The 19,464-nt window shown below is 73.6% G+C and carries 17 protein-coding genes; 10 read left to right on the forward strand and 7 right to left on the reverse strand.

Translation table 11 applies throughout. The features are described from left to right. Positions 1-9: 9 nt before the first annotated feature. From ACFV9M_RS13205 to ACFV9M_RS13215, 3 genes are all read right to left on the reverse strand, one after another. Positions 10-1,014 (reverse strand): substrate-binding domain-containing protein, encoded by a 1,005-nt coding sequence (locus ACFV9M_RS13205; RefSeq protein WP_385066545.1) that lies wholly within the window; start codon positions 1,012-1,014, stop codon positions 10-12. A 503-nt stretch (positions 1,015-1,517) separates the two neighbouring features. Then, positions 1,518-1,961, reverse strand: coding sequence for a DUF6114 domain-containing protein (locus tag ACFV9M_RS13210; protein WP_385066563.1), 444 nt, complete (start codon positions 1,959-1,961; stop codon positions 1,518-1,520). Beyond that, positions 1,958-2,626 (reverse strand): DUF6230 family protein, encoded by a 669-nt coding sequence (locus tag ACFV9M_RS13215; RefSeq protein ID WP_385066543.1) that lies wholly within the window; start codon positions 2,624-2,626, stop codon positions 1,958-1,960. The genes ACFV9M_RS13210 and ACFV9M_RS13215 overlap by 4 nt, the downstream gene beginning before the upstream one ends. Before the next feature lie 701 nt (positions 2,627-3,327). Between ACFV9M_RS13215 and ACFV9M_RS13220 the strand changes: the two genes are divergently transcribed. Further along, a complete protein-coding gene (locus ACFV9M_RS13220) occupies positions 3,328-3,963 on the forward strand; it encodes a Tat pathway signal sequence domain protein (RefSeq protein ID WP_385066541.1) in 636 nt (211 codons plus the stop codon). 431 nt (positions 3,964-4,394) lie between these two features. On the opposite strand, the gene ACFV9M_RS13225 is transcribed toward ACFV9M_RS13220, so the two are convergent. Beyond that, entirely contained in the window at positions 4,395-5,042 is a 648-nt protein-coding gene (locus ACFV9M_RS13225; protein ID WP_385066539.1) for a ScbR family autoregulator-binding transcription factor, read from the reverse strand. 179 nt (positions 5,043-5,221) lie between these two features. Here ACFV9M_RS13225 and ACFV9M_RS13230 point away from each other — a divergent pair, with 179 nt between their 5' ends. The 4 genes from ACFV9M_RS13230 (at position 5,222) to cyc2 (ending at position 10,637) form a co-directional block, all read left to right on the forward strand. Continuing rightward, complete coding sequence (locus ACFV9M_RS13230) at positions 5,222-6,118, forward strand: ScbA/BarX family gamma-butyrolactone biosynthesis protein (RefSeq protein WP_385066537.1); 897 nt, start codon at positions 5,222-5,224, stop codon at positions 6,116-6,118. A 76-nt stretch (positions 6,119-6,194) separates the two neighbouring features. Beyond that, positions 6,195-6,845: a ScbR family autoregulator-binding transcription factor gene (locus ACFV9M_RS13235; RefSeq protein ID WP_385066534.1), complete on the forward strand. Its 651-nt coding sequence runs from the start codon at positions 6,195-6,197 to the stop codon at positions 6,843-6,845. Positions 6,846-6,999: 154 nt separating this feature from the next. Further along, the gene (locus tag ACFV9M_RS13240) at positions 7,000-8,184 is read left to right on the forward strand and encodes a damage-control phosphatase ARMT1 family protein (RefSeq protein WP_385066531.1); all 1,185 of its coding nucleotides are present in this window, start codon (positions 7,000-7,002) and stop codon (positions 8,182-8,184) included. Positions 8,185-8,381: 197 nt separating this feature from the next. Further along, a complete protein-coding gene (cyc2, locus tag ACFV9M_RS13245; RefSeq protein ID WP_385066528.1) occupies positions 8,382-10,637 on the forward strand; it encodes a germacradienol/geosmin synthase Cyc2 in 2,256 nt (751 codons plus the stop codon). A gap of 89 nt (positions 10,638-10,726) precedes the next feature. On the opposite strand, the gene ACFV9M_RS13250 is transcribed toward cyc2, so the two are convergent. Beyond that, positions 10,727-11,464 carry a hypothetical protein gene (locus ACFV9M_RS13250; protein ID WP_385066525.1) on the reverse strand — a complete coding sequence of 246 codons (738 nt, stop codon included), beginning with the start codon at positions 11,462-11,464 and terminating at the stop codon, positions 10,727-10,729. Positions 11,465-11,561: 97 nt separating this feature from the next. On the opposite strand from ACFV9M_RS13250, the gene ACFV9M_RS13255 reads away from it, so the two are divergent. Together ACFV9M_RS13255 and ACFV9M_RS13260 are read left to right on the forward strand one after the other, a co-directional pair. Next, positions 11,562-12,428, forward strand: a complete 867-nt coding sequence (locus ACFV9M_RS13255) for a LysR family transcriptional regulator (RefSeq protein ID WP_385066523.1) — start codon at positions 11,562-11,564, stop codon at positions 12,426-12,428. Between the two features lie 112 nt (positions 12,429-12,540). Beyond that, on the forward strand, positions 12,541-13,134 hold the full coding sequence (locus ACFV9M_RS13260) for a PDZ domain-containing protein (protein ID WP_385066520.1): 594 nt from the start codon (positions 12,541-12,543) through the stop codon (positions 13,132-13,134). A gap of 120 nt (positions 13,135-13,254) precedes the next feature. Here ACFV9M_RS13260 and ACFV9M_RS13265 read toward each other — a convergent pair whose 3' ends face one another. Beyond that, positions 13,255-14,010, reverse strand: a complete 756-nt coding sequence (locus ACFV9M_RS13265; protein WP_385066517.1) for a phosphodiesterase — start codon at positions 14,008-14,010, stop codon at positions 13,255-13,257. 190 nt (positions 14,011-14,200) lie between these two features. Here ACFV9M_RS13265 and ACFV9M_RS13270 point away from each other — a divergent pair, with 190 nt between their 5' ends. Further along, entirely contained in the window at positions 14,201-15,328 is a 1,128-nt protein-coding gene (locus ACFV9M_RS13270) for an aminopeptidase P family protein (protein WP_385066514.1), read from the forward strand. A 49-nt stretch (positions 15,329-15,377) separates the two neighbouring features. Next, positions 15,378-16,343, forward strand: coding sequence for an aminoglycoside phosphotransferase family protein (locus ACFV9M_RS13275; RefSeq protein WP_385066512.1), 966 nt, complete (start codon positions 15,378-15,380; stop codon positions 16,341-16,343). A gap of 643 nt (positions 16,344-16,986) precedes the next feature. Here the strand turns inward: ACFV9M_RS13275 and treZ are convergent. Next, positions 16,987-18,732, reverse strand: a complete 1,746-nt coding sequence (gene treZ / locus ACFV9M_RS13280) for a malto-oligosyltrehalose trehalohydrolase (RefSeq protein ID WP_385066510.1) — start codon at positions 18,730-18,732, stop codon at positions 16,987-16,989. Positions 18,733-18,888: 156 nt separating this feature from the next. On the opposite strand from treZ, the gene ACFV9M_RS13285 reads away from it, so the two are divergent. After that, positions 18,889-19,440, forward strand: a complete 552-nt coding sequence (locus ACFV9M_RS13285; protein WP_385066508.1) for an FHA domain-containing protein — start codon at positions 18,889-18,891, stop codon at positions 19,438-19,440. Positions 19,441-19,464 lie beyond the last annotated feature (24 nt).

Below are 19,464 nucleotides of genomic sequence, written 5' to 3' on the forward strand. Positions count from 1 at the left end.
CGCCCGCTGTCAGCGGGTTCCGGCGGTGGCGAAGCGCGCGACCTCGGCGACGTTGGTCTTCGTGACGAAGGCCGGGCCAGTCAGCACGGGCGCGACACCGCCGCCGCTGACGTTGCCGTTGGTCCGGTACAGCCAGAGCGCGTCCACGGCGAGGTATCCCTGGAGGTACGGCTGCTGGTCCACCGCGAACTGCACGCTGCCGTCGCGTACGGCGTCGACCAGGTCCTCGTCGAGGTCGAAGGTGGCGACCTCGGCCCCGCTGTCCGCCGTGCCGGCCGCCCGCACCGCGGCGAGCGCGAACTGGGCGCCGTTGGTGACGACCTCGTCGATGCCGGGCTCCTGGCGCAGGCGTGCCGTCACGGCGGTGGTCATCGCGGTCATGTCGGTGCCGTCGACGTAGAGCATCTCGGTCGTGCCGGCGAACGACTTCTTCACGCCGGCGCAGCGCGCCTCCAGGGCGATGTTGCCCCGCTCGTGGATGACGCACAGGGCGTGCCGCGCGCCGAGGGCGTCGAGCTTGTCGCCGACGGCGCGGCCGGCGACGCTCTCGTCCTGGCCGAAGTACTCCAGCAGCCCCGTCGAACGCCAGGCGCCGATCCCGGAGTTCAGGCCGACCACGGGTATGCCCGCCGCCTCGGCCTCGGCCACGGGGCCCTTCATCGCCTGCGGCTTGGCGAGGGTCAGCGCGATGCCGTCGACCTCGTCCCGGACCGCGTCCCGCACCAGCTCGGCCTGTCCGGCGGCGTCGGCGTCGCTCGCGTAGGTCAGCTCGACGCCGTCCTTGGCCGCCGCCGCCTCGGCGCCCTTGCGCACCAGTTCCCAGAAGGCGTCACCCTTCCCGCCGTGGGTGACCAGGGCGATCCTGATCCGGTCGCCGGTCCGGTCCGCCGCCTGCGCCCCGGACGACGCGTCGGAGCAGCCGGCCAGGAGCAGACAGCAGGCCGCGGCCAGGGCGGCGAGCCGCGCGGGTCTCCGGGAAACCGAGGAGCGGCGGGCGGGGAGGGGAGTGTTCACGGGGGACTGCACCTCGGTGTGCACGGCGGAGCAGGGGACGGGCGCGAGTCGCCGCCGGAGCGAGGGGGTGCACCGGGGAGAGGCTTTCGCTGGCTCGGAGCCAACCGCGTGTGACCGCCGGTAGTCAAGTGAACAACCACTTGGCGTGAGGTGCCGGTGCCGCATTGTGATGTGGGAGGACGCCACGAGCGAAAAGGCTTGCGCGGACAGTGAGGTGAGGGGGCGTCAGCGCCGGGTGGCCGGGTGGCCGGGTGGCCGGGTGGCCGGATGGCGGGATGGCGGGATGGCCGGGTGGCCGGATGGCCGGATGGCGGGATGGCCAGGTGACGGGGTGGCGGGGTGGCCGCGCGGGCGCCGGTTGCCGGCTCCGGGCGGTGCGACCTCCGGGCAGCGGGTGCCGGGCGGCGCGTGCCGGCTCCGGGCGGCGGGTGCCGGGGCCGGGCGGGACGACCGCCGGGCGGCGGATCGTACGGCCTCGGCACCCGGCCCCGGCAGGAGCGCGCTCAGGCGGGTTCGCCCGCCCCCGGCAGCGGCATCGTCTCCGTGCCGGTCCGGGCCTTGGTGGCGGCCCGTGCCTCCTTGCGGCGCCGCCGACGGCTCCGGCGCGGCCCCTGGTCGGGGAGCCAGCCGAAGGTCAGACAGCTGCCCACGACCCCGAGGAGCAGGCCCACGAGGAAGCCCCCGAGGTTCGAGGTGAGCCAGGTGCCCAGGGAGAGCAGGACGCCGATGATCGAGTAGAAGAGGCGCTGCGACGGATTGAACAGGATCAGCAGCCCGACCAGCAGCATCAGGGTCGGCAGGAGGTATCCCGCCAGGCCCTGCATCCCGATGTGCAGGATGACCGGGAGCGGAGCCTTCATGGTCACCAGGATCTCCGCGCCGCCCAGGACGAGCAGCAGCCCGCCGGCGAAGGGCCGCTGCCCCCTCCACCGCCGGAAGCGGGTCACTGCGGGCAACCCTTGCTCCCGAACCTCATGTGCAGGTCGGGCAGTTTGAAGACGGCCGCGGTGGCGGCGTAGTTGTGCTGGTAGAGGTCGGTGATGACGACCTTCTCCGCCTGCTGGCCGTAGACGCCCGGGTTGCCGCGGGTGTCGACCTTGTCGAAGGTACTGGCGTCGCGGCCGATCTCGATGTTGTCGAACGAGGCGTTGCCGGTGATGTCGTCGGAGTCGATGGCCAGGTTCTCCACGCTGACCTTGGTGTCCTTGTCGCCGGCGGTGAGCACGAGCTGGATGCCGCCGAGGTCGACGCTCTGGCAGAGGTTGGTCAGCTTGCCGTTCTTCACCACCGAGGTGACGACGAGGACCTGACCGCCGGTGTCGCCCTGGTTGGGGCTGTCCTCGATCATGTGGTCCAGCGAGCCGAACTGCGCGAAGCCGTCGCCTTCGAGCTTGTCGGCGGTGACCACGAACGGCATGCCGGAGATGGCGAACTGCACGCCCAGCGCTCCCTGGGCGGTGAGGACCGCGAGCGCCGCGGCGACGAGGGTCGCCGGCACCGCCATCACGGCGGCCCGGCGCAGCCGGACCCGGCCGTGTCTGTCTGCGGAACCGCGCTCCGGGTTCTCGGGGGTGTTGTCGTCGGACGACGTGACGTCCGGGGACGAGGCCATGTCTGCTCCCAGTGGCAAAAGTCATGCGTGTCGGGCATCAGTGGCACGTTGTCCTGGCGCGGACAGCGGCTGCCGCGCACGTCTCCTCGCAACTCCCGGAAGCCACGCGGGCTTTCACGTTACGCGGCAGTAGCCAATTCGGAAGTTACCGATGGTTACACCAAGGGGTCAAGGGAGATGTGGAAAAACGGTGTCCCTCGTGTGTCACCTGCGGGACGACTCGCCCACGGGCCGGTCGCATATATCTGTCGGCCTGTCGACTTCGGTTCAACTGCTTGACTCTGACGAAACATCAGGTTTACAACTCTCGTGGCTCAAGCCCGGATCCGTGGCGCCGGATCCGCCGCGCGGCGACACCGTCCGCGCTCCCGGACCCAAGGCCCGGCCGTCGTTCGCCGGCGGCCGGGCCGCCCGCCAGTACGGGTACATCCGCCCGGGCATCCAGCACGGGCCGCACGCGCCCCGAGTCCGATCTCTCCAAGGCGCCGTCACGGCCGCTTCCCCCCTGCCGGCCGCGTCCGACGCCCTTTCCGCTGTCGGTCCGTCACGTACGGAGAAGGCGTCACGGGCCGGCACCGGCGGACGCGGGACGCGCCCCGGGACCACCACCCTCACCAGTGCGCCGTCAACCCCCCACCAGTGCGCCCTCATCGCCATCGCATCTCTCGCACGCAACCCCACACAAGAAGAGAGGCACCCGCATGCGCATCCGCTCACTCCTCGCCCTCGCCGGTACCGTCACCGCCCTCTCCCTGACGGCGGTCACCCCCGCCTCCGCGGCCGGCGCGGTGCTCACCACCACGGCCGGCGACGTCGCCGTCGGCAGCGTCCTCAGCGCGTCCCTGGCCAGCGGCACCAAGGCCACCTTCTACTCCAGCGCCACCGGCACCAGCGGTGTCTCGTGCACCTCGTCCAGCTTCTCCGCCACCGTCACCGCCAACCCCACCGCGCCCGGCACCGCCACCGAGTCCCTCACCGCGCAGACCTTCAGCGGCTGCACCTCGAACGTCGTCGGCGTGCTCGGCGTCACCAGCATCACGGTCAACAACCTGCCGTACACCGCGGCCGTGTCCTCCGGCGGAGCCCTCGCCGTGTCCCCGCCCTCCGGCTCCAACATCCGCACGACCGTCGTCCTGAGCACCCTGCTGGGCAGCGTCTCCTGCGTCTACGAGGGACCCAGCCTGGCCGGCACGGCGAGCAACACCGACAACAGCATCGCCTTCGGCAACCAGCCGTTCACCAAGCTGTCCGGCTCGACGCTCTGCTTCTCCAACGCCTACTTCACCGCCAAGTACGCCCCGGTGACCACCGGCGGCCTGGCCGTCACCGTCAACTGAGCACCGTCCGGCCGGACCCGGCGCCCGGCGAACGGGCCGGGCGCCGCCCGGCCGGACTCCGCGCCGCCGCAGGCGCGGCACCAGGGCGGCGCCGCCGGTGAGCAGCGGCTCCGCGGCGGCCCCGCCCGCCGGCGGCGGCGCGGACGGACCCGCACCCGCACCCGCACCCGCCCCGGTGGCCTCCGCCACCGGGGCACCTGCGGGTACGGCAGCGGAGGCGGACGCCGCCACGAAGGAGCACGAGGAGTAGGTGTCCGGGGTGCCGCTGTTCTGCCGGACCGTGTACAGCACCTGACGTCCCGTCCGGGCGGCGGGCGGCGTCGCCGTGACGCGGTAGGCGCCGTCCGCCAGCGCCGGGTCCCCGACCTCGGCGAACGGGCGCGCCGGCGGATCGGACCAGGCCGGCGGCCGCGTGATCCGAGAGGCAGGCCTCAGGAAGCCGCCCGCTCCAGCGAGGCCAGCACACGTTCCCCCCGGTCGGCCCGGGCGTCGAGACCGGGGAGCAGGCCGGGCACCGCGACGCTCGGCAGGATGTGCGCCCACATGACCGACAGCCGTCCGGCGAGGTCGGCGCGGTCGGTCAGGGCCCGGGACATCAACTGGATCCCGGTGAAGGTGCCCACCAGCAGCTCCACCGTCTCCCGCGGCTTCACCGTCGGCAGCAGCTCGCCGCGTTCCCGGGCCAGTTCCAGCAGCTCGGTCAACCGCTCGGCCCACTGCCGGAACGGCTCGCCGTGGTCGACGCCGGACGGCGTCTCCTGGTCCACCGCCAGCCGTACGCTGCCCCGCAACAGGGCGTTGCTCAGCAGCCGTTGACCCACCACGAACGTCATGTCGACGATCTCCTGCAACTTGCAGGGCTGCGGCGGGACCGCGCCGAAGGGGATCTGCTCGGCGAGCACCGCCTGGGCGAGGGACTCCTTCGACGGGAAGTGGAAGTACAGGGCGCCCTTGGTGACTTCGGCGCGCTCCAGGACCATCGCGATCGTGGTGGACGTGTAGCCGTGCTCGTCGAAGACCGCGCCGGCCGCTTCCAGGATCGCCCTGCGCGTCCTGATCGCGCGCTCCTGTTTCGCCATAAGAGCCCCTTCACGGCGCCGAGACGGCACCTTCCCGCGATCACGCGCGGTTTCAGCCCGATCATAGGATGCCGTCGACTGATCTCATTGAAAACAAACCGGTCGCCTCGTACTCTAACGCTCACCGGAGCGGGCGGTTCGCCGTCTGCCGTGGCCTTCGGGGGACCGTAGGGAGAGACATGACTCGACCGCGGCAGCTTGCCGACGTCCCCGCCCTGACGGCAACCGTGCCACGCCAACTCGTCCACCGCGCCGCCGTCGCCGAGACGCTCCTCACCGGCTGGCGGCGCACCGGGGCCGACCGCTTCTCGGTCACCGCCCAGTGGCCCCGGGCGCACGGACTGCACGTGTCGTCCGACTGGTCCGCGTACGACCCGCTCCTCGTCGTCGAGACGATCCGGCAGAGCGGCACGCTGATCACCCACGCCGAGTACGGCGTGCCCCTGGACCACCAGTTCGTGCTCCAGGAGTTCGAAGTCGGCACGGTCGCCGCGCAGTTGGCGGTGGGCGCGCTGCCCGCGGAGCCCCAGGTCGACGTCGTCTTCACCGACGTCCAGTACCGCGGACGCCGCCCCTCCTCCGTCCGCTACACCGCGCACGTCCTGCGCGAGGGCGAGCGCGTCGCCACCGCCGACGTCGCCTTCATCTGCGTCGGCGGGCCGGTCTACCGCAGGCTCCGCGGCGGCCGCACCCCGGACACCGTGACCGCCGTACCCGTGCCGGCGGGCCTGACCGCCGCCGTCGTCGGGCGCGCCCTGCCCTCGGACGTCGTCCTGGCCGCCACCGGCCGGCCCGACCGCTGGCAGCTGAGAGTAGATACCGCACACCCCGTTTTCTTCGATCACCCCCTCGATCACGTCCCCGGAATGCTGCTGCTGGAGGGCGCCCGCCAGGCCGCCCGGCTGAGAACGGGCCCCGCGCGGGCGCCGGTCGCCTACCACGCGCACTTCCACCGGTACGCGGAACTGGACGAACCGGTATGGATCGAAGCGATGGGAGCGCGGGGCGCGGACGTGCAAGTCCTCGGCGTCCAGGGCGAGTCGGCTGTCTTCGAATGCCTCGTCGGGACCGCGTGAGGGTGAGCTATTGTGTCCCAGGGGCAAGAAACAAACGGCATGACCCGTTCTTTACCGGCCCGGGAGAATCCAGTCGATGGCGAGGCAGCTACGTGCCGAACAGACCCGCGCGACGATCATCACGGCAGCGGCCGACCTGTTCGACCAGCAGGGCTACGAGTCGACCAGCCTGAGTGACATCGTCGAGCACGCCCAAGTCACCAAAGGAGCCCTCTACTTCCACTTCGCGGCCAAGGAGGACCTCGCCCACGCCATCATGGAGTTGCAGTCCCAGGCCTCCCGCCGGGTGGCCGGTGAGATCGACGGCCGGGGCTATCCCTCCCTCGAAGCCCTGATGCGCCTCACCTTCGCCCTCGCCCGGCTGTCGGTGGAGGGTCCCGTGGCCCGCGCCGGCCTGCGGCTCGCCACCGGAGGCCCGCTGGTCCGGCCGCCCGTGCCGCACCCCTTCGCCGAGTGGCAGGACCTGGTCAACCGGCGGCTGGCGGGCGCGGTCAGGGAGGCCGACATCCATCCGGACGTCGACGTGGACGCGGTCGCGCACTCCCTGGTCTGCTTCTTCGTCGGCACCCGCGTGGTGGGCCGCTCCCGCGAACCGAACGCACGCCTCCCGCGCCGTATGGCCGAGATGTGGCACGTCCTGATCCGCGGACTCGTCCCGGTACCGCGCCGCCCCCGCTACCTGACCCTCGCGGTCCGGCTGGAGCGGGAGGTCATGGCGGTGGTGTGAGCGGGGCCCGGGGCGGTGGCGCCCGGCGGCGGAGGGGAGTGGGACCTGACGGCGGGGGCGCACGGCTTCCCCGGTGGCGCCGACCGGGGCGCGCGCGCCGTCGACGCCGTACGCCCCCGCAGGCGCGGCCCGCCGGGCGGATACGGTGAGCCGTATGCCCGACACCCCCGCCCCGCCCGTGCTCACCGGGGACGAGCCCGGCTCCTTCCCCCACGGTGTCCTGGCCGAACGGCACCCCGCGATCATCCGGCAGGTACGCGACGCCCTCCCGTACGGACCCGACGTCCACCGCGCCCTGGACGCGCTGCTGGCGAGCTGCGCCGGGGGCGTGATCGAACCGCTCCCCGCCGACGCCCACGACCGGGACCGGTGGCGGGCCTGGGGGCTCGACACGTACGCGGGACGCTCCTGGTTCGAGGTGCCGTGGCTGTGGTCGGAGAGCTACTTCTACCGGCGGCTCCTGCACGCCGTCGGATACTTCGGCCCCGGCCCCTGGCAGGGCGTCGACCCGTTCCGCCCGGCCAAGCTCGCCGAACTCGACGCGTCCGAGACGGACGAGGAGCTCGCCGCGCTCGACGGTCTCGCCGCCCGCCCCGTCGAGGAACGGGGCCGGGCACTGCTGCACGGCTCGCTGTGGGGCAACCGCGCCGACCTCGGCTTCCGGCTCTCCGACGCCGGGGCGCGGGAACGGGCCGCCGCGCCCGCACTGGTCGCCGACGACAGCGAGGCCCTCCGCCCGCTGCTGGCCCCGTCCCGGAACGCCACCGGGACCCTGTGCCTGGTCGCCGACAACGCGGGCCGCGAACTGATCCCCGACCTGCTCCTCGCCGCCCACCTCCTCGCCCACGGTTCTGTCGCGCGCGTGGTCCTGCACGTCAAGCCCTGCCCCTACTACGTCTCCGACGCCACCACGGCCGACGTCGTCGACGCGCTGCGCCGGCTGACGGCCGCGCCGGGCGAGGCCGCCTCCTACGGCCGGCGCCTGTGGGCTGCGATGACGGACGGCCCCCTCACGGTCCGCGCCCACCCCTTCGCCGCCGCCCCGCTGCCGTACGACCGGATGCCGGACGACCTGCGCGCGGAGTTCGCCGCCGCCACCCTGACGATCACGAAGGGCGACCTCAACTACCGCCGGCTCGTGGGCGACCGGCCCTGGCCCGCGACGACGCCCTTCGCGGACGTCACCGCGTACTTCCCCGGTCCGGTCGCCGCCCTGCGCACCCTGAAGTCCGACGTGGTCACCGGTCTGCCCAGGCACACCGAGGCCGCGCTGGACGCCGCGGAGGGCGGGCGGTGGCGGACGGGCGGCACCCACGCGCTGATCCAGGTCAGGACGTGACACCGCCCGCGCCGCACACCTTCCCGCGGCCGCGCCCGCCCCACGGTCACCGGCGGCGGCACCCGGACGGCCGCCGGGGGCGCGCCCCGGACGCCCACCAGGGGCGCGCGTCTCGCGTTTCCCGGCACGTTCACGCGATGGTGTGATCATGTGCCGCCCCGGGGATGCCCACGGGAGGCCGCGGGTAGGGCCCGGCCATGACTCAGCCGTTCGAACTCCCGCACTTCTACATGCCGTATCCCGCGCGGCTGAACCCGCATGTCGAGGAGGCCCGCGCCCACTCGACGGCGTGGGCGCGCGAGATGGGCATGCTGGAGGGATCGGGGATCTGGGACCAGGCCGACCTGGAGGCGCACGACTACGGCCTGCTGTGCGCCTACACCCACCCCGACTGCGACGGCCCCGCCCTGTCGCTGATCACCGACTGGTACGTGTGGGTGTTCTTCTTCGACGACCACTTCCTCGACATGTTCAAGCGCACCCCGGACCGTGCCGCGGGCAAGGCACACCTGGACCGGCTGCCGCTGTTCATGCCGCAGGACCTGTCGACCGCGGTGCCCGAGCCGCGGAACCCGGTCGAGGCGGGCCTGGCCGACCTGTGGGCGCGTACGGTGCCGGTGATGTCCGCCGACTGGCGCCGCCGGTTCGCCGTCGCCACCGAACACCTGCTCAACGAGTCGATGTGGGAGCTCTCCAACATCGACGAGGGGCGCATCGCCAACCCCGTCGAGTACATCGAGATGCGCCGCAAGGTGGGCGGCGCCCCCTGGTCGGCCGGCCTCGTCGAGTACGCGACCGCCGAAGTCCCGGACACCGTCGCGGGGACCAGGCCGCTGCGGGTGCTGATGGAGACCTTCTCCGACGCCGTCCACCTGCGCAACGACCTCTTCTCCTACCAGCGCGAGGTCGAGGACGAGGGCGAGAACAGCAACGGCGTGCTCGTCCTGGAGACGTTCTTCGGCTGCACCACCCAGGAGGCCGCCGACACCGTCAACGACATCCTCACCTCCCGCCTCCACCAGTTCGAGCACACGGCCCTCACCGAAGTGCCCGCGCTGGCCCTGGAGAAGGGGCTGCGGCCCGACGAGACCGCCGCGATCGCCGCCTACACCAAGGGACTCCAGGACTGGCAGTCCGGCGGCCACGAGTGGCACCTGCGCTCCAGCCGCTACATGAACGAGAACGCGACCTCGACACCCCTCTGGCAGGCGCCGAGCGGGCCCGGCACCTCCGCCTCCGACGTCGGCGCGCTGCTCGCCTCGGCCGCCGCCGACCGCCTGCGCGCCCACACCCACGTGCCGTACCAGAAGGTCGGCCCGTCCCGGCTGCCCGACTTCCACATGCCCTTCCCGTTGCGGCTGAGCCCCCATCTCGACGGAGCCCGGCACCGCCTCGTCGAGTGGAGCCACCGCATGGGCATCCTGACGGAGGGCGTCTGGGACGAGGACAAGCTCGACGCCTGCGACCTCGCCCTGTGCTCGGCCGGCCTCGACCCCGACGCCACCCCCGAGGCCCTCGACCTCAGCGCCGCGTGGCTGGCGTTCGGGACCTACGGCGACGACTACTACCCGCTCGTCTTCGGCCACCGCCGCGACCTGGCCGCCGCCCGCCTGACCACGGCCCGGCTCTCCGCGTGCATGACCGTCGACGGTGAGCAGCCGCCCGTCGTCCTCGCCAACGCCATGGAGCGCTCCCTGATCGACCTCTGGGCCCGCACCACGGCCGACATGACCCCGGACCAGCGGCGCACCCTGAAGGACTCCGTCGACGCGATGACCGAGAGCTGGGTGTGGGAGGTGGCCAACCAGCTCCACCACCGCGTCCCCGACCCGGTCGACTACCTGGAGATGCGGCGCGCCACCTTCGGCTCCGACCTCACCCTGAGCCTGTGCCGCATGGGCCACGGCCCCGCCGTCCCGCCGGACATCTACCGCAGCGGCCCCGTCCGCTCCCTGGAGAACTCCGCCATCGACTACGGCTGCCTGATCAACGACGTCTTCTCGTACCAGAAGGAGATCGAGTACGAGGGCGAGGTCCACAACGCGATCCTCGTCGTGCAGAACTTCTTCGGCTGCGACTACCCGGCCGCGCTCGGCGTCGTCCACGACCTGATGACCCAGCGCATGCAGCAGTTCGAGCACGTCGTCGCACAGGAACTGCCCGTCCTCTACGACGACTTCGACCTGTCGGCCGAGGGCCGCGCGGCGATGGACGGCTATGTGGCCGACCTGCGCAACTGGCTGTCCGGCATCCTGAACTGGCACCGCGAGGTCGACCGCTACGAGTCCGCCTACCTGGCCCGCCGGGCCCACGGCTTCCTGCCGGACCGCCCGCCGGCCCTTCCCGTGCCGCCCGCCGCCGCCCCCGCCCCCGGCGTCCAGCCGCTGTCCGGCGTCCGCTCGGTGTTCGCCGCCCCCGTGGCGCCGGCCGCCCCCGTCCTGCCGGTGGGCTGACGCCTCACCCTCGCTGACGCCTCACACCGGCTGAGGCCTCACCCGGGCTTGCGCCTCACACCGTCTGAGGCCTCACCCGGGCTTGCGCCTCACACGGGCTGACCCGCCGACCGGCGTGTGGCGTGCTCGGCCGCGGCTCGTGCCAGCCCCCGGACCATCGGGTGCGGGCGCGAGCCGTCGCCGTACAGCTCCGGCTGGAAGAGGGAGGTCAGGAAGAAGGGGTGGCCGGGGAGCTCCGCCATCCGTACGGCGCCCGTCGCGTCGCGCCCGGAGAACCGCAGGCCGTGGGCGCTGAGGGTGTCGAGATGGCGGGACGGCCCGTAGTGGCAGGAGTAGCGCTCGACCGAGCGGTCCGCCCCCGACAGGGAGTGGGCGAGCGAGCCCGGCTCCAGCAGGACGGTGTCCTCGTGCCCCGCGAGGGAGCAGGCCAGGGGCTCGATGAGGAAGTCCGCGGCGCCGGGGTCGTTCTCGGCGTGCGCCACGTGCGGCAGCCCGCAGACGTTCCGGGCGAACTCCAGCAGGGCGTGCTGGAAGCCGCCGCAGGTGCCGAGGAAGGGGATGCCCTCCTCGCGGGCGGTGCGGATCGCGGCCAGTACGCCCGCTTCGCTCCGGTAGGGGCTGCCCGGCACCACCCACACCGCGTCGAAGCCGCGCACGGCGTCCGCGGCCTCGGCGTCCGGCGAGGAGATCCAGTAGGCGTCCAGGACCAGCCGGTCCCGGGAGGCGAGGGCGTCCAGCAGGAGCGGGACACGGGTGTGCGAGACGACGTTGGGGGAGTGGTCGCCGACCAGGGCGACCTTGGCGATCTGAGCTGCGCTGTCGGTCATGCCCCCATCCTCGGAGCGGCCCGCGCTTCACGTCCAACGATGATTCCTGCACTCTCCATAAGCAGAACTGATGCGGCGGCCTGGGACCCTGACTCCCATGGACCCGCACCTCCTGCGCACCTACGTCGCCGTGGCCCGACTCGCCTCCTTCTCCGCGGCCGCCCGCGCGCTCGGCTACACCCAGTCGGCCGTGTCCCAGCACATCGCGGCCCTCGAACAGGACCTGGGAGCCCCGCTGCTCACCCGCCGCCCCGTCGCCCCCACGGCGGCCGGCGAGCGGCTCCTGGAACACGCCGGCCCGCTGCTGCTGCGCCTGGACGCCGCCCGCGCGGACGTCGCCCGGATGGCCGCCGCGCCCGCGCACGGCCTGACGCTGGCCACCTCGCCGACCGCCCTCGTCCCCGCGGCGGCGGCCGCCCTGCCGCCCGCCGGGGTGACGCTGCGGGTCCTCGCCCGGGACGAGGTGCCCGCCGCCGTCGCCGCGGGCACCGCCGACCTGGGCCTCGTCGACGGCCCGGCCGCCCCCAGCGACCCCCTCCGCCTCCCCGACGTGGCCCCGCTGACCACGTACGGCGTTCTGGAGGAACCGGTCTGCGTGCTGCTGCCCGCCGGCCACCCGCTGGCCCGGCGCCCCGGCCTGCGCCTGGGCGACCTCGCCGACGCACGCTGGATCGACGCCCCCGACACGGGCCTGCCCCTGCCCGCTCTGCGGGCCGCCCACGGCGGCCCCGGCTTCCGCCCCGCCCTGCGCTACGACGGCACCGACGTCCGCGTCCTGACCGCCCTGGCCGCGGCCGGGCACGGCCTGACCCTCCTGCCCCGCTCGGCGGCGACCGGCGTGCCGGGGGCGGCCGCCGTCCCCCTCACCGCGCCCCGCCTCGTCCACCGGGTGGAACTCGTGCACTCGGGGACGCCGACGGGCGCGGCGGCGGCCCTGGCGCGGGTGCTGTCCGCGCGGGGGTGAGTGCCGGGCCGGACGGCGGCCCACCGCCCCCGGCCGGCCGTCAGTCTCACTCGTTCGTGGCTCGTGGTGCGCCGGTGCGCCGGGTAGAGCACCAGCCGGAGGCGATCGATCGATGGAACAGATGGCGTTGCGTCCCAAGCCCATGCCCGGCCAGGAGCCCGGCGACGACCGCTCCGGCGGCCCGGCCCACCGCCCGCACGCCGCGCCCCGGCGCGGCCGGCGGCTGACGACCCTGCTGCTCGGCCTGTTCGCCGGCGCGGTCCTGGTCCTGTCCGGTGTCGGGCTCGGGACCGTCGGGGCGAGCGTGGTCGCCATGAGCAGACTGGCCGAGCTGCAACGGCAGGCCGCGCAGCACGGACCGGGGGGCCCGGGCGCGGCGTCGGCCCCGGACCGCCCGGACCCGTCCGCTTCGGCCGGGCCCCCCACGGCACGCGGCTCCACCGGCGCCACCTTGGGGGTGGAGGCCGTGGACGCGGAGAAGGCGGGCGCCGAGATCGTCGCCGTCCACGTCCCCGGCCCCGGCTACACGGCCGGACTGGTGCGCGGCGACGTCCTGCTGGTGTTCGGCCGTACCCGTGTCGACTCGGCGACGGACCTGGCGCGGGCGGTCGGCAAGGCACGGCCGGGCCGTGAGGTGACACTGACGGTCCGGCACGAGAGCGGGGGGTACCAGCAGTTGACCGTGGTCCCGGGGGTCGTCACCTGACCGGGAGCGTCCCCCGGCCGCCCGGCGGCGTCACCGGGCTGTCCGGCGGCGTCACCGGGCCGCCCGGCAGCGTCCCCCGGTCGTCCGGCGGCGGCCCCGCGCGCCGCCGGACGCGCGCGGTCAGACGACCACCCGGAAGTGGCTCGTGAGCCGCCGCTCGTCGTCCAGGACGTGGAAGGCCAGCCCGACCGGCGCTTCCCGGTCGGCCACCTGGTCGCCCTCCCACGGCAGCCGCAGCGTCCATGTCACCCCGGGCCCCACGACCAGCGGCCGGCCGGCGAAGGCGGTGGCGGCCGGTGTGTGGGCGTGGCCGGTGATGATCCCGGCGATCTCCGGCCGCCGCTCCAGGAGCGCGGCCAGCCGGCCGGGATCGCCCAGCCGGTACTTGTCGGGCAGGGGGTGGTGCAGGGTCACCGGCGGGTGGTGCAGGGCGAGCAGGGCCGGCACGTCCCCGCCCAGCTCGTCGAGGGTCTGCTCGATCCAGCCGTACGTCTCGTCCGTCAGGGCCCCCTCGTCCTCGCCGGGGATGCTGGAGTCGCACATCAGCACCGCACCGCCGTCGAACACCTGGACGCTGTTGACCGGTCCGTCGGCGGGCGGTTCGCCGAGCAGGGCCTTGCGGTAGGGCGCGCGGCGGTCGTGGTTGCCCGGGCAGGTGAGCACCGGGTAGGGGCCGTCCGGGTCGCCCAGGCCGAGGATCCGCGCGGCCTCCTCGTACTCCGCCTCCGTCCCGTGGTCCGCGATGTCGCCGGTGACCAGCAGCGCGTCCACCCTCCCCGGCAGGCTCCGGAGCCGGTCGCGCACCCGCTCCGCCCGCTCGGTGGCCCGGGCACTGCCGTCCAGGTGCAGATCGCTGATGTGGGCGAGTACGAGCACGGTGGTGAGCCTTCCTGACGTGATGGACTAACGGAACTTGGCGATCTAACCATTAGCGGTAATGGCATGGCAATCCTCAACCATTAATCCCGTCGTCGTCCGTGTCGACCGGCTCGCGTCGCCCCCGCTGTCCGGGCAGGATGCTGCCCGTAGCCCCACGCCGCGAAAGAAGCCCGTCAGGGAGGCCCGGATGACCGGCAGCACGCCCGCGCCCTTCACCGCCGACGACTACCGGGCCCGTATGGAGCGGGCCGCCCGCGCGGCCGGCGGCGCGGGACTGGCCGGCCTCCTGGTGGCGCCCGGCCCCGACCTCGTCTGGCTCACCGGCTACGCTCCCCCCGCGGCCACCGAACGGCTCACCCTGCTCGTCCTCGCCCCCGGCCGGGACCCCGTCCTCGTCGTCCCCACCCTGGAGGCCCCCGACGCCGCGAAGGCGACCGGCGCCCCCGCCCTGGCCCTGCGGGACTGGACCGACGGCACGGACCCCTACACCACCACCGCGGCCCTCCTCGGCGCGGGCGGACGGTACGGCGTCAGCGACAACGCCTGGGCGATGCACCTGCTCGGCCTTCAGAAGGCCCTCCCCGGCAGCTCCTACGCCTCCCTCACCGACGCCCTGCCGATGCTGCGGGCCGTCAAGGACGCGGCCGAGCTGGAGCTGATGGCCGCGGCGGGAGCGGCCGCCGACCGCACCTTCGAGGAGATCCGCACGGTCCCCTTCGCCGGCCGCAGGGAGTCGGACGTCGGAGCCGACCTCGCCGGCCTGCTGCGGCGCTTCGGCCACTCCCAGGTCGACTTCACCATCGTCGCCTCCGGCCCCAACGGCGCAGACCCGCACCACGAGGTCGGCGACCGCGTCATCGAACACGGCGACATGGTCGTCCTCGACTTCGGCGGCCTGAAGGACGGCTACGGCTCCGACACCTCCCGCACCGTCCACGTCGGCGAACCCACCGACGAGGAGCGCCGGATCCACGACCTCGTGCGCGAGGCCCAGGAGGCCGGCTTCCGGGCGGTCCGGCCCGGCGTCGCCTGCCAGGAGGTCGACCGGGCCGCCCGCGCGGTCATCGCCGACGCCGGCTACGGCGCGTACTTCATCCACCGCACCGGCCACGGCATCGGCGTCACCACGCACGAGCCGCCGTACATGATCGAGGGCGAGGAACAGCCCCTCGTGCCCGGCATGTGCTTCTCCGTCGAACCCGGCGTCTACCTGCCCGGCCGTTTCGGGGTCCGCATCGAGGACATCGTCACGGTGACGGAGGACGGCGGCCGTCGCCTCAACGACACCACCCGCGAACTGGTCATAGTGGACTGAACCCCCGCAGGAGTCCCCGGCACCCACCCCGAACGGCAACGGCGCGACCATGACCCAGGCACCCACCCCCACCGCGGACACCGTCCGCCGGCTCGTCCGCGACCTCCTCAAGGAGAGCGCCGAGAACACCCGGGGCAGGAACGGCGCGGGCGGCGCCGCCGGCCCCGACGTACGGCCCGTCCACGAGGAGGCCGGCGGGCAGTGGACGTGGTGGGTCGGCACCCGGTATGTGCTGCGGCTGGCCCCCGACCGGGACGCGGCCGTCCGCCGGCGCCGCGAACTGCGGCTGCGCGACCTCGTCCGCCCGCACCTCCCCGTCACGGTGCCCACGAGCGTCGCCCACGGCGAGTGGTCGCCGGGCCTGACCTGCACCCTGGACACCAGGGTGCCCGGCGGCACCGGCGAGGAGCACGAGGTGTCGGCCGTCGGCGAGGCCGACCTCGCCGGACTGCTCACCGGACTGCGCGAGGTGCCGCTCCGCCAGGCCGAGACCCTCGGTGTGCCGCGCACCGCCCCCCGCTCGCTGGAGGCGCTGCGCCGCATGGCCGTGGCCGCCGCGGAACACCTCGCCCACGCCGACGAGTTCGATCCGGCCCGCCTGCACCAGCTCACCCCGCCGGGAGCGGCCCAACTGGCCGCCCAGCCCGCCACCGCCGTCCTCGTCCACCACGCCCTGCGGGGCGAACACCTGGTCGTCAGCGCCGACGGCCGGGTACGCGGCGTTCTCGCATGGACCGGGGCGGTCCTCGGCGACCCCGCCGAGGACATCGCCGGCCTCGCGCTCGCCGTGGGCTCCGGCGCCGCCGTCCGCGCCGCCACCCTCGCCGGCTACGGCGCCCGCCCCTGCCTGCGCGGCCTCTGGCTCGCCCGCTGCGACACCGTCGTCCACCTCGCCGAACGCCTCGACGGCAGCGGCACCGCCCCCCTGCCCCAGCTCCGCACCCGACTGCGCCGGGCCTGGGAGACGATCCTGCTGGAGCGGGTGACGGAGTTCCGGGGGGACGACGAGGCCTAGCCAGCGGCGCTCGAGCGGTCGAACAGCGCCGGCGCTGAACAGTTGATGTACGTGGCGCCGTTTCGCGACCGGTCCATGTAGTACGCGGTCGCTGTCGCACCCCTGGTCCGGAGCCGGAGTGAGTCCCGCAAGGCGATGACACCCGTAGCGATCACGGGTAGACCGAAGAGGACCACGGCAACCAGTCCACCCATGCCGTCTCCACTGCTCGTGGACGTTCGTGCTTCGTCCGACTGATCGATGAAGATCCGCACACCGTATGTCACGGCCCCGGAGTGCGGGAATGGTCACGGATCCTCACATCCCGTGCTGCACCGGAGCAGACCTACGAGCCAGGGAGTCGATAACACGAATCTGTCCAGGAAGCTTAGTGAGACATTGGACTGGGGGTCTCGCGAGGAGCGGCCAGAGCTGATTAGGCTGCACGTTTCCGAGTAGCCGTCTGGTGAGCGAGTACGTCGTCGGAGGGTGACGGATGCTCAGAACGGGTGGTTTCGTAGACGGCATAAGGGCAGGGTTTACCGACCCAACCGCATACACACCCGGCTTCTGGTAGCGGTAGCGACGGAAACACCCACGGAATTTCCCGTACAACCGTGTACGCCGACGGAACAGCACTCCCCGGTCTGCGGGCCCCCGGCCGCTACTCCTGCTCAAGCACCACACACGACTCCCCGGGCACATGCAGCAACCCGTCCGTCCCCGCAGCCGTCACCGGCTCCCAGGCCGCCAGGACGCGGGCGGGGCGTGACCCCAGGGGGATCGCCGCCGTCTTCCTGCCGAGGTTCACGGCCACCCGTACGTCCCCGCGCCGGAAGGCCAGCCAGCGGGCCTGGGGGTCGTGGGCGACCTTCAGGTCGGTGAGGTCGGGGTCGGTGAGGTCGGCCTGGGCGTGCCGCAGGGCGATCAGTTGGCGGTACCAGTCCAGCACGCGCGCGTGGGGCTCGCGCCGCGGCTCGGACCAGTCCAGGCAGGACCGGTCGCGCGTCGCCGGGTCCTGTGGGTCGGGCACCTCCTCCTCGGCCCAGCCGTGCGCGGCGAACTCCCGCCGTCTGCCCCGCCGTACGGCCTCCGCGAGGTCGGGGTCGGTGTGGTCGGTGAAGAACTGCCAGGGGGTGCGGGCCGCCCACTCCTCGCCCATGAAGAGCATCGGGGTGAAGGGGGCGGTGAGGACCAGGGTGGCGGCGCAGGCCAGCAGGCCGGGGGAGAGGGTGGCCGACAGGCGGTCGCCCTGGGCGCGGTTGCCGATCTGGTCGTGGGTCTGGCTGTAGCCGAGGAGCCGGTGCGCGGGCAGTCGGGTGCGGTCCAGGGGGCGGCCGTGGTGGCGGCCCCGGAAGGCGGAGTACGTCCCGTCGTGGAACCAGCCGCCGGTGAGGGTCTTGACGAGCGCGGCGAACGGGTCGCGGGCGAAGTCGGCGTAGTAGCCCTGGGACTCGCCGGTGAGGGCGGTGTGCAGGGCGTGGTGGAAGTCGTCGTTCCACTGCGCGTGCAGGCCCAGGCCGCCCTCCCGGCGGGGCGTGATCAGCCGCGGGTCGTTCAGGTCGGACTCGGCGATCAGGAACAGCGGCCGGCCCGTCTCGGCGGCCAGGGCGTCCACGGCCGCCGACAGCTCCTCCAGGAAGGGGTACGCGCGCGTGTCGGCCAGCGCGTGCACCGCGTCCAGGCGCAGCCCGTCCAGCCGGTGGTCGCGCAGCCACGCCAGCGCGCTCTCCAGCAGGTACGCGCGGACCTCGTCCGAGCCGGGCGCGTCGAGGTTGACGGCGGACCCCCACGGAGTGTGGTGCGTGTCGGTGAAGTACGGGCCGAAGGCCGGGAGGTGGTTGCCGGACGGGCCGAGGTGGTTGTGCACGACGTCCAGGACGACGCCGAGCCCGAGGTCGTGCGCCCGGTCCACGAACCGCTTCAGCGCCTCCGGCCCGCCGTACGGCTCGTGCACGGCCCACGGCGAGACACCGTCGTAGCCCCAGCCGTGCCGGCCCGGGAAGGGGCACAGGGGCAGCAACTCGACGTGTGTGACGCCCAGTTCCGCGAGGTGCCCGAGCCGCTCGGCGGCCGCGTCCAGGGTGCCCTCGGGGGTGTAGGTGCCCACGTGCAGCTCGTACAGGACCGCGCCCCGCAGCGGGCGGCCCGGCCACGGCGTCCGCCATGTGAAGCGCGACGGGTCGACGACGGCGCTCAGGCCGTCGGGGCCGTCCGGCTGACGCCGGGAGCGCGGGTCGGGCAGGACGGGGCCGTCGTCCACCGCGAAGCCGTACCGCGAGCCGTCCGCGGCCTCCGCCTCGCCGGTCCACCAGTCCGCCCGCCCGGGATCACGCTCCAGCGCGCGCGTGGCGCCGTCGCACTGGAGCGTCACTCGTTCGGCCTGCGGTGCCCACACCTCGAACTGCACGGACGGTTCCCCTTCGTCTGCTCACCGTGATCCCCAGCCCTCCCATCGTGCTCCACCCGCGGTGGATCCGCCGGGCGAACACCCGGGCACGCGCGCGAGGAGCACGGTTTTCCCGTTTTCTGGACACCCGGGGTTCACTGACCGACAATCACCAGCGTGACGTCGTCCTTCGAGTTCAACACGTACCCCGCGCGGCTGTCCGACGCGGAGCGCGACAGGGCGCTGAAGGTGCTGCGTGACGGCGTCGCCGTGGGCCGCCTGTCGCACGACACGTTCATCCGGCGGATGGAGCTGGCGCTCGCCGCCCGGCGCTCCGACGAACTCGCCGCCCTCACGGCCGACCTGCCCCGGGAGAACCGTTTCTCCCGGGCCGTCTTCGGCACCGTCGAGGCCGTCTCCGGCTTCACCGTCCGGCTGCGGCGGGCCTGGCAGGCCGAGCGGCTGCCCAAGCTGCTCCTGCCGCACCCCGGCACCGAGCACACCCTGCGCATCGGCCGGGACCCCGCGAGCGGCCTGCGGCTGACGCACGAGAGCGTCTCCCGCGTGCACGCCGAACTCCGCCGCCAGGGCGGCATGTGGGTGCTGCGCGACCTCGGCTCCACCAACGGCACGACCGTCAACGGGCGCCGCGTCATCGGCGCGGCCGTCGTCCGGGAGGGCGACCAGGTCGCCTTCGGACAGATGGCGTTCCGCCTCTCGGCGAACTGAACACCGGTCCAAGGCCTCCCAGGC

The sequence above is a fragment of the Streptomyces sp. NPDC059895 genome (assembly GCF_042731035.1).
Lineage (GTDB): Bacteria > Actinomycetota > Actinomycetes > Streptomycetales > Streptomycetaceae > Streptomyces.

Excerpts from the sequence above, each read along its gene's own strand:
- ACFV9M_RS13215 (WP_385066543.1), bottom strand. The coding sequence starts at position 2,626 with ATGGCCTCGTCCCCGGACGTCACGTCGTCCGACGACAACACCCCCGAG.
- ACFV9M_RS13220 (WP_385066541.1), top strand. The coding sequence starts at position 3,328 with ATGCGCATCCGCTCACTCCTCGCCCTCGCCGGTACCGTCACCGCCCTC.
- ACFV9M_RS13225 (WP_385066539.1), bottom strand. The coding sequence starts at position 5,042 with ATGGCGAAACAGGAGCGCGCGATCAGGACGCGCAGGGCGATCCTGGAA.
- ACFV9M_RS13230 (WP_385066537.1), top strand. The coding sequence starts at position 5,222 with ATGACTCGACCGCGGCAGCTTGCCGACGTCCCCGCCCTGACGGCAACC.
- ACFV9M_RS13235 (WP_385066534.1), top strand. The coding sequence starts at position 6,195 with ATGGCGAGGCAGCTACGTGCCGAACAGACCCGCGCGACGATCATCACG.
- ACFV9M_RS13240 (WP_385066531.1), top strand. The coding sequence starts at position 7,000 with ATGCCCGACACCCCCGCCCCGCCCGTGCTCACCGGGGACGAGCCCGGC.
- cyc2 (WP_385066528.1), top strand. The coding sequence starts at position 8,382 with ATGACTCAGCCGTTCGAACTCCCGCACTTCTACATGCCGTATCCCGCG.
- ACFV9M_RS13250 (WP_385066525.1), bottom strand. The coding sequence starts at position 11,464 with ATGACCGACAGCGCAGCTCAGATCGCCAAGGTCGCCCTGGTCGGCGAC.
- ACFV9M_RS13255 (WP_385066523.1), top strand. The coding sequence starts at position 11,562 with ATGGACCCGCACCTCCTGCGCACCTACGTCGCCGTGGCCCGACTCGCC.
- ACFV9M_RS13260 (WP_385066520.1), top strand. The coding sequence starts at position 12,541 with ATGGAACAGATGGCGTTGCGTCCCAAGCCCATGCCCGGCCAGGAGCCC.
- ACFV9M_RS13270 (WP_385066514.1), top strand. The coding sequence starts at position 14,201 with ATGACCGGCAGCACGCCCGCGCCCTTCACCGCCGACGACTACCGGGCC.
- ACFV9M_RS13275 (WP_385066512.1), top strand. The coding sequence starts at position 15,378 with ATGACCCAGGCACCCACCCCCACCGCGGACACCGTCCGCCGGCTCGTC.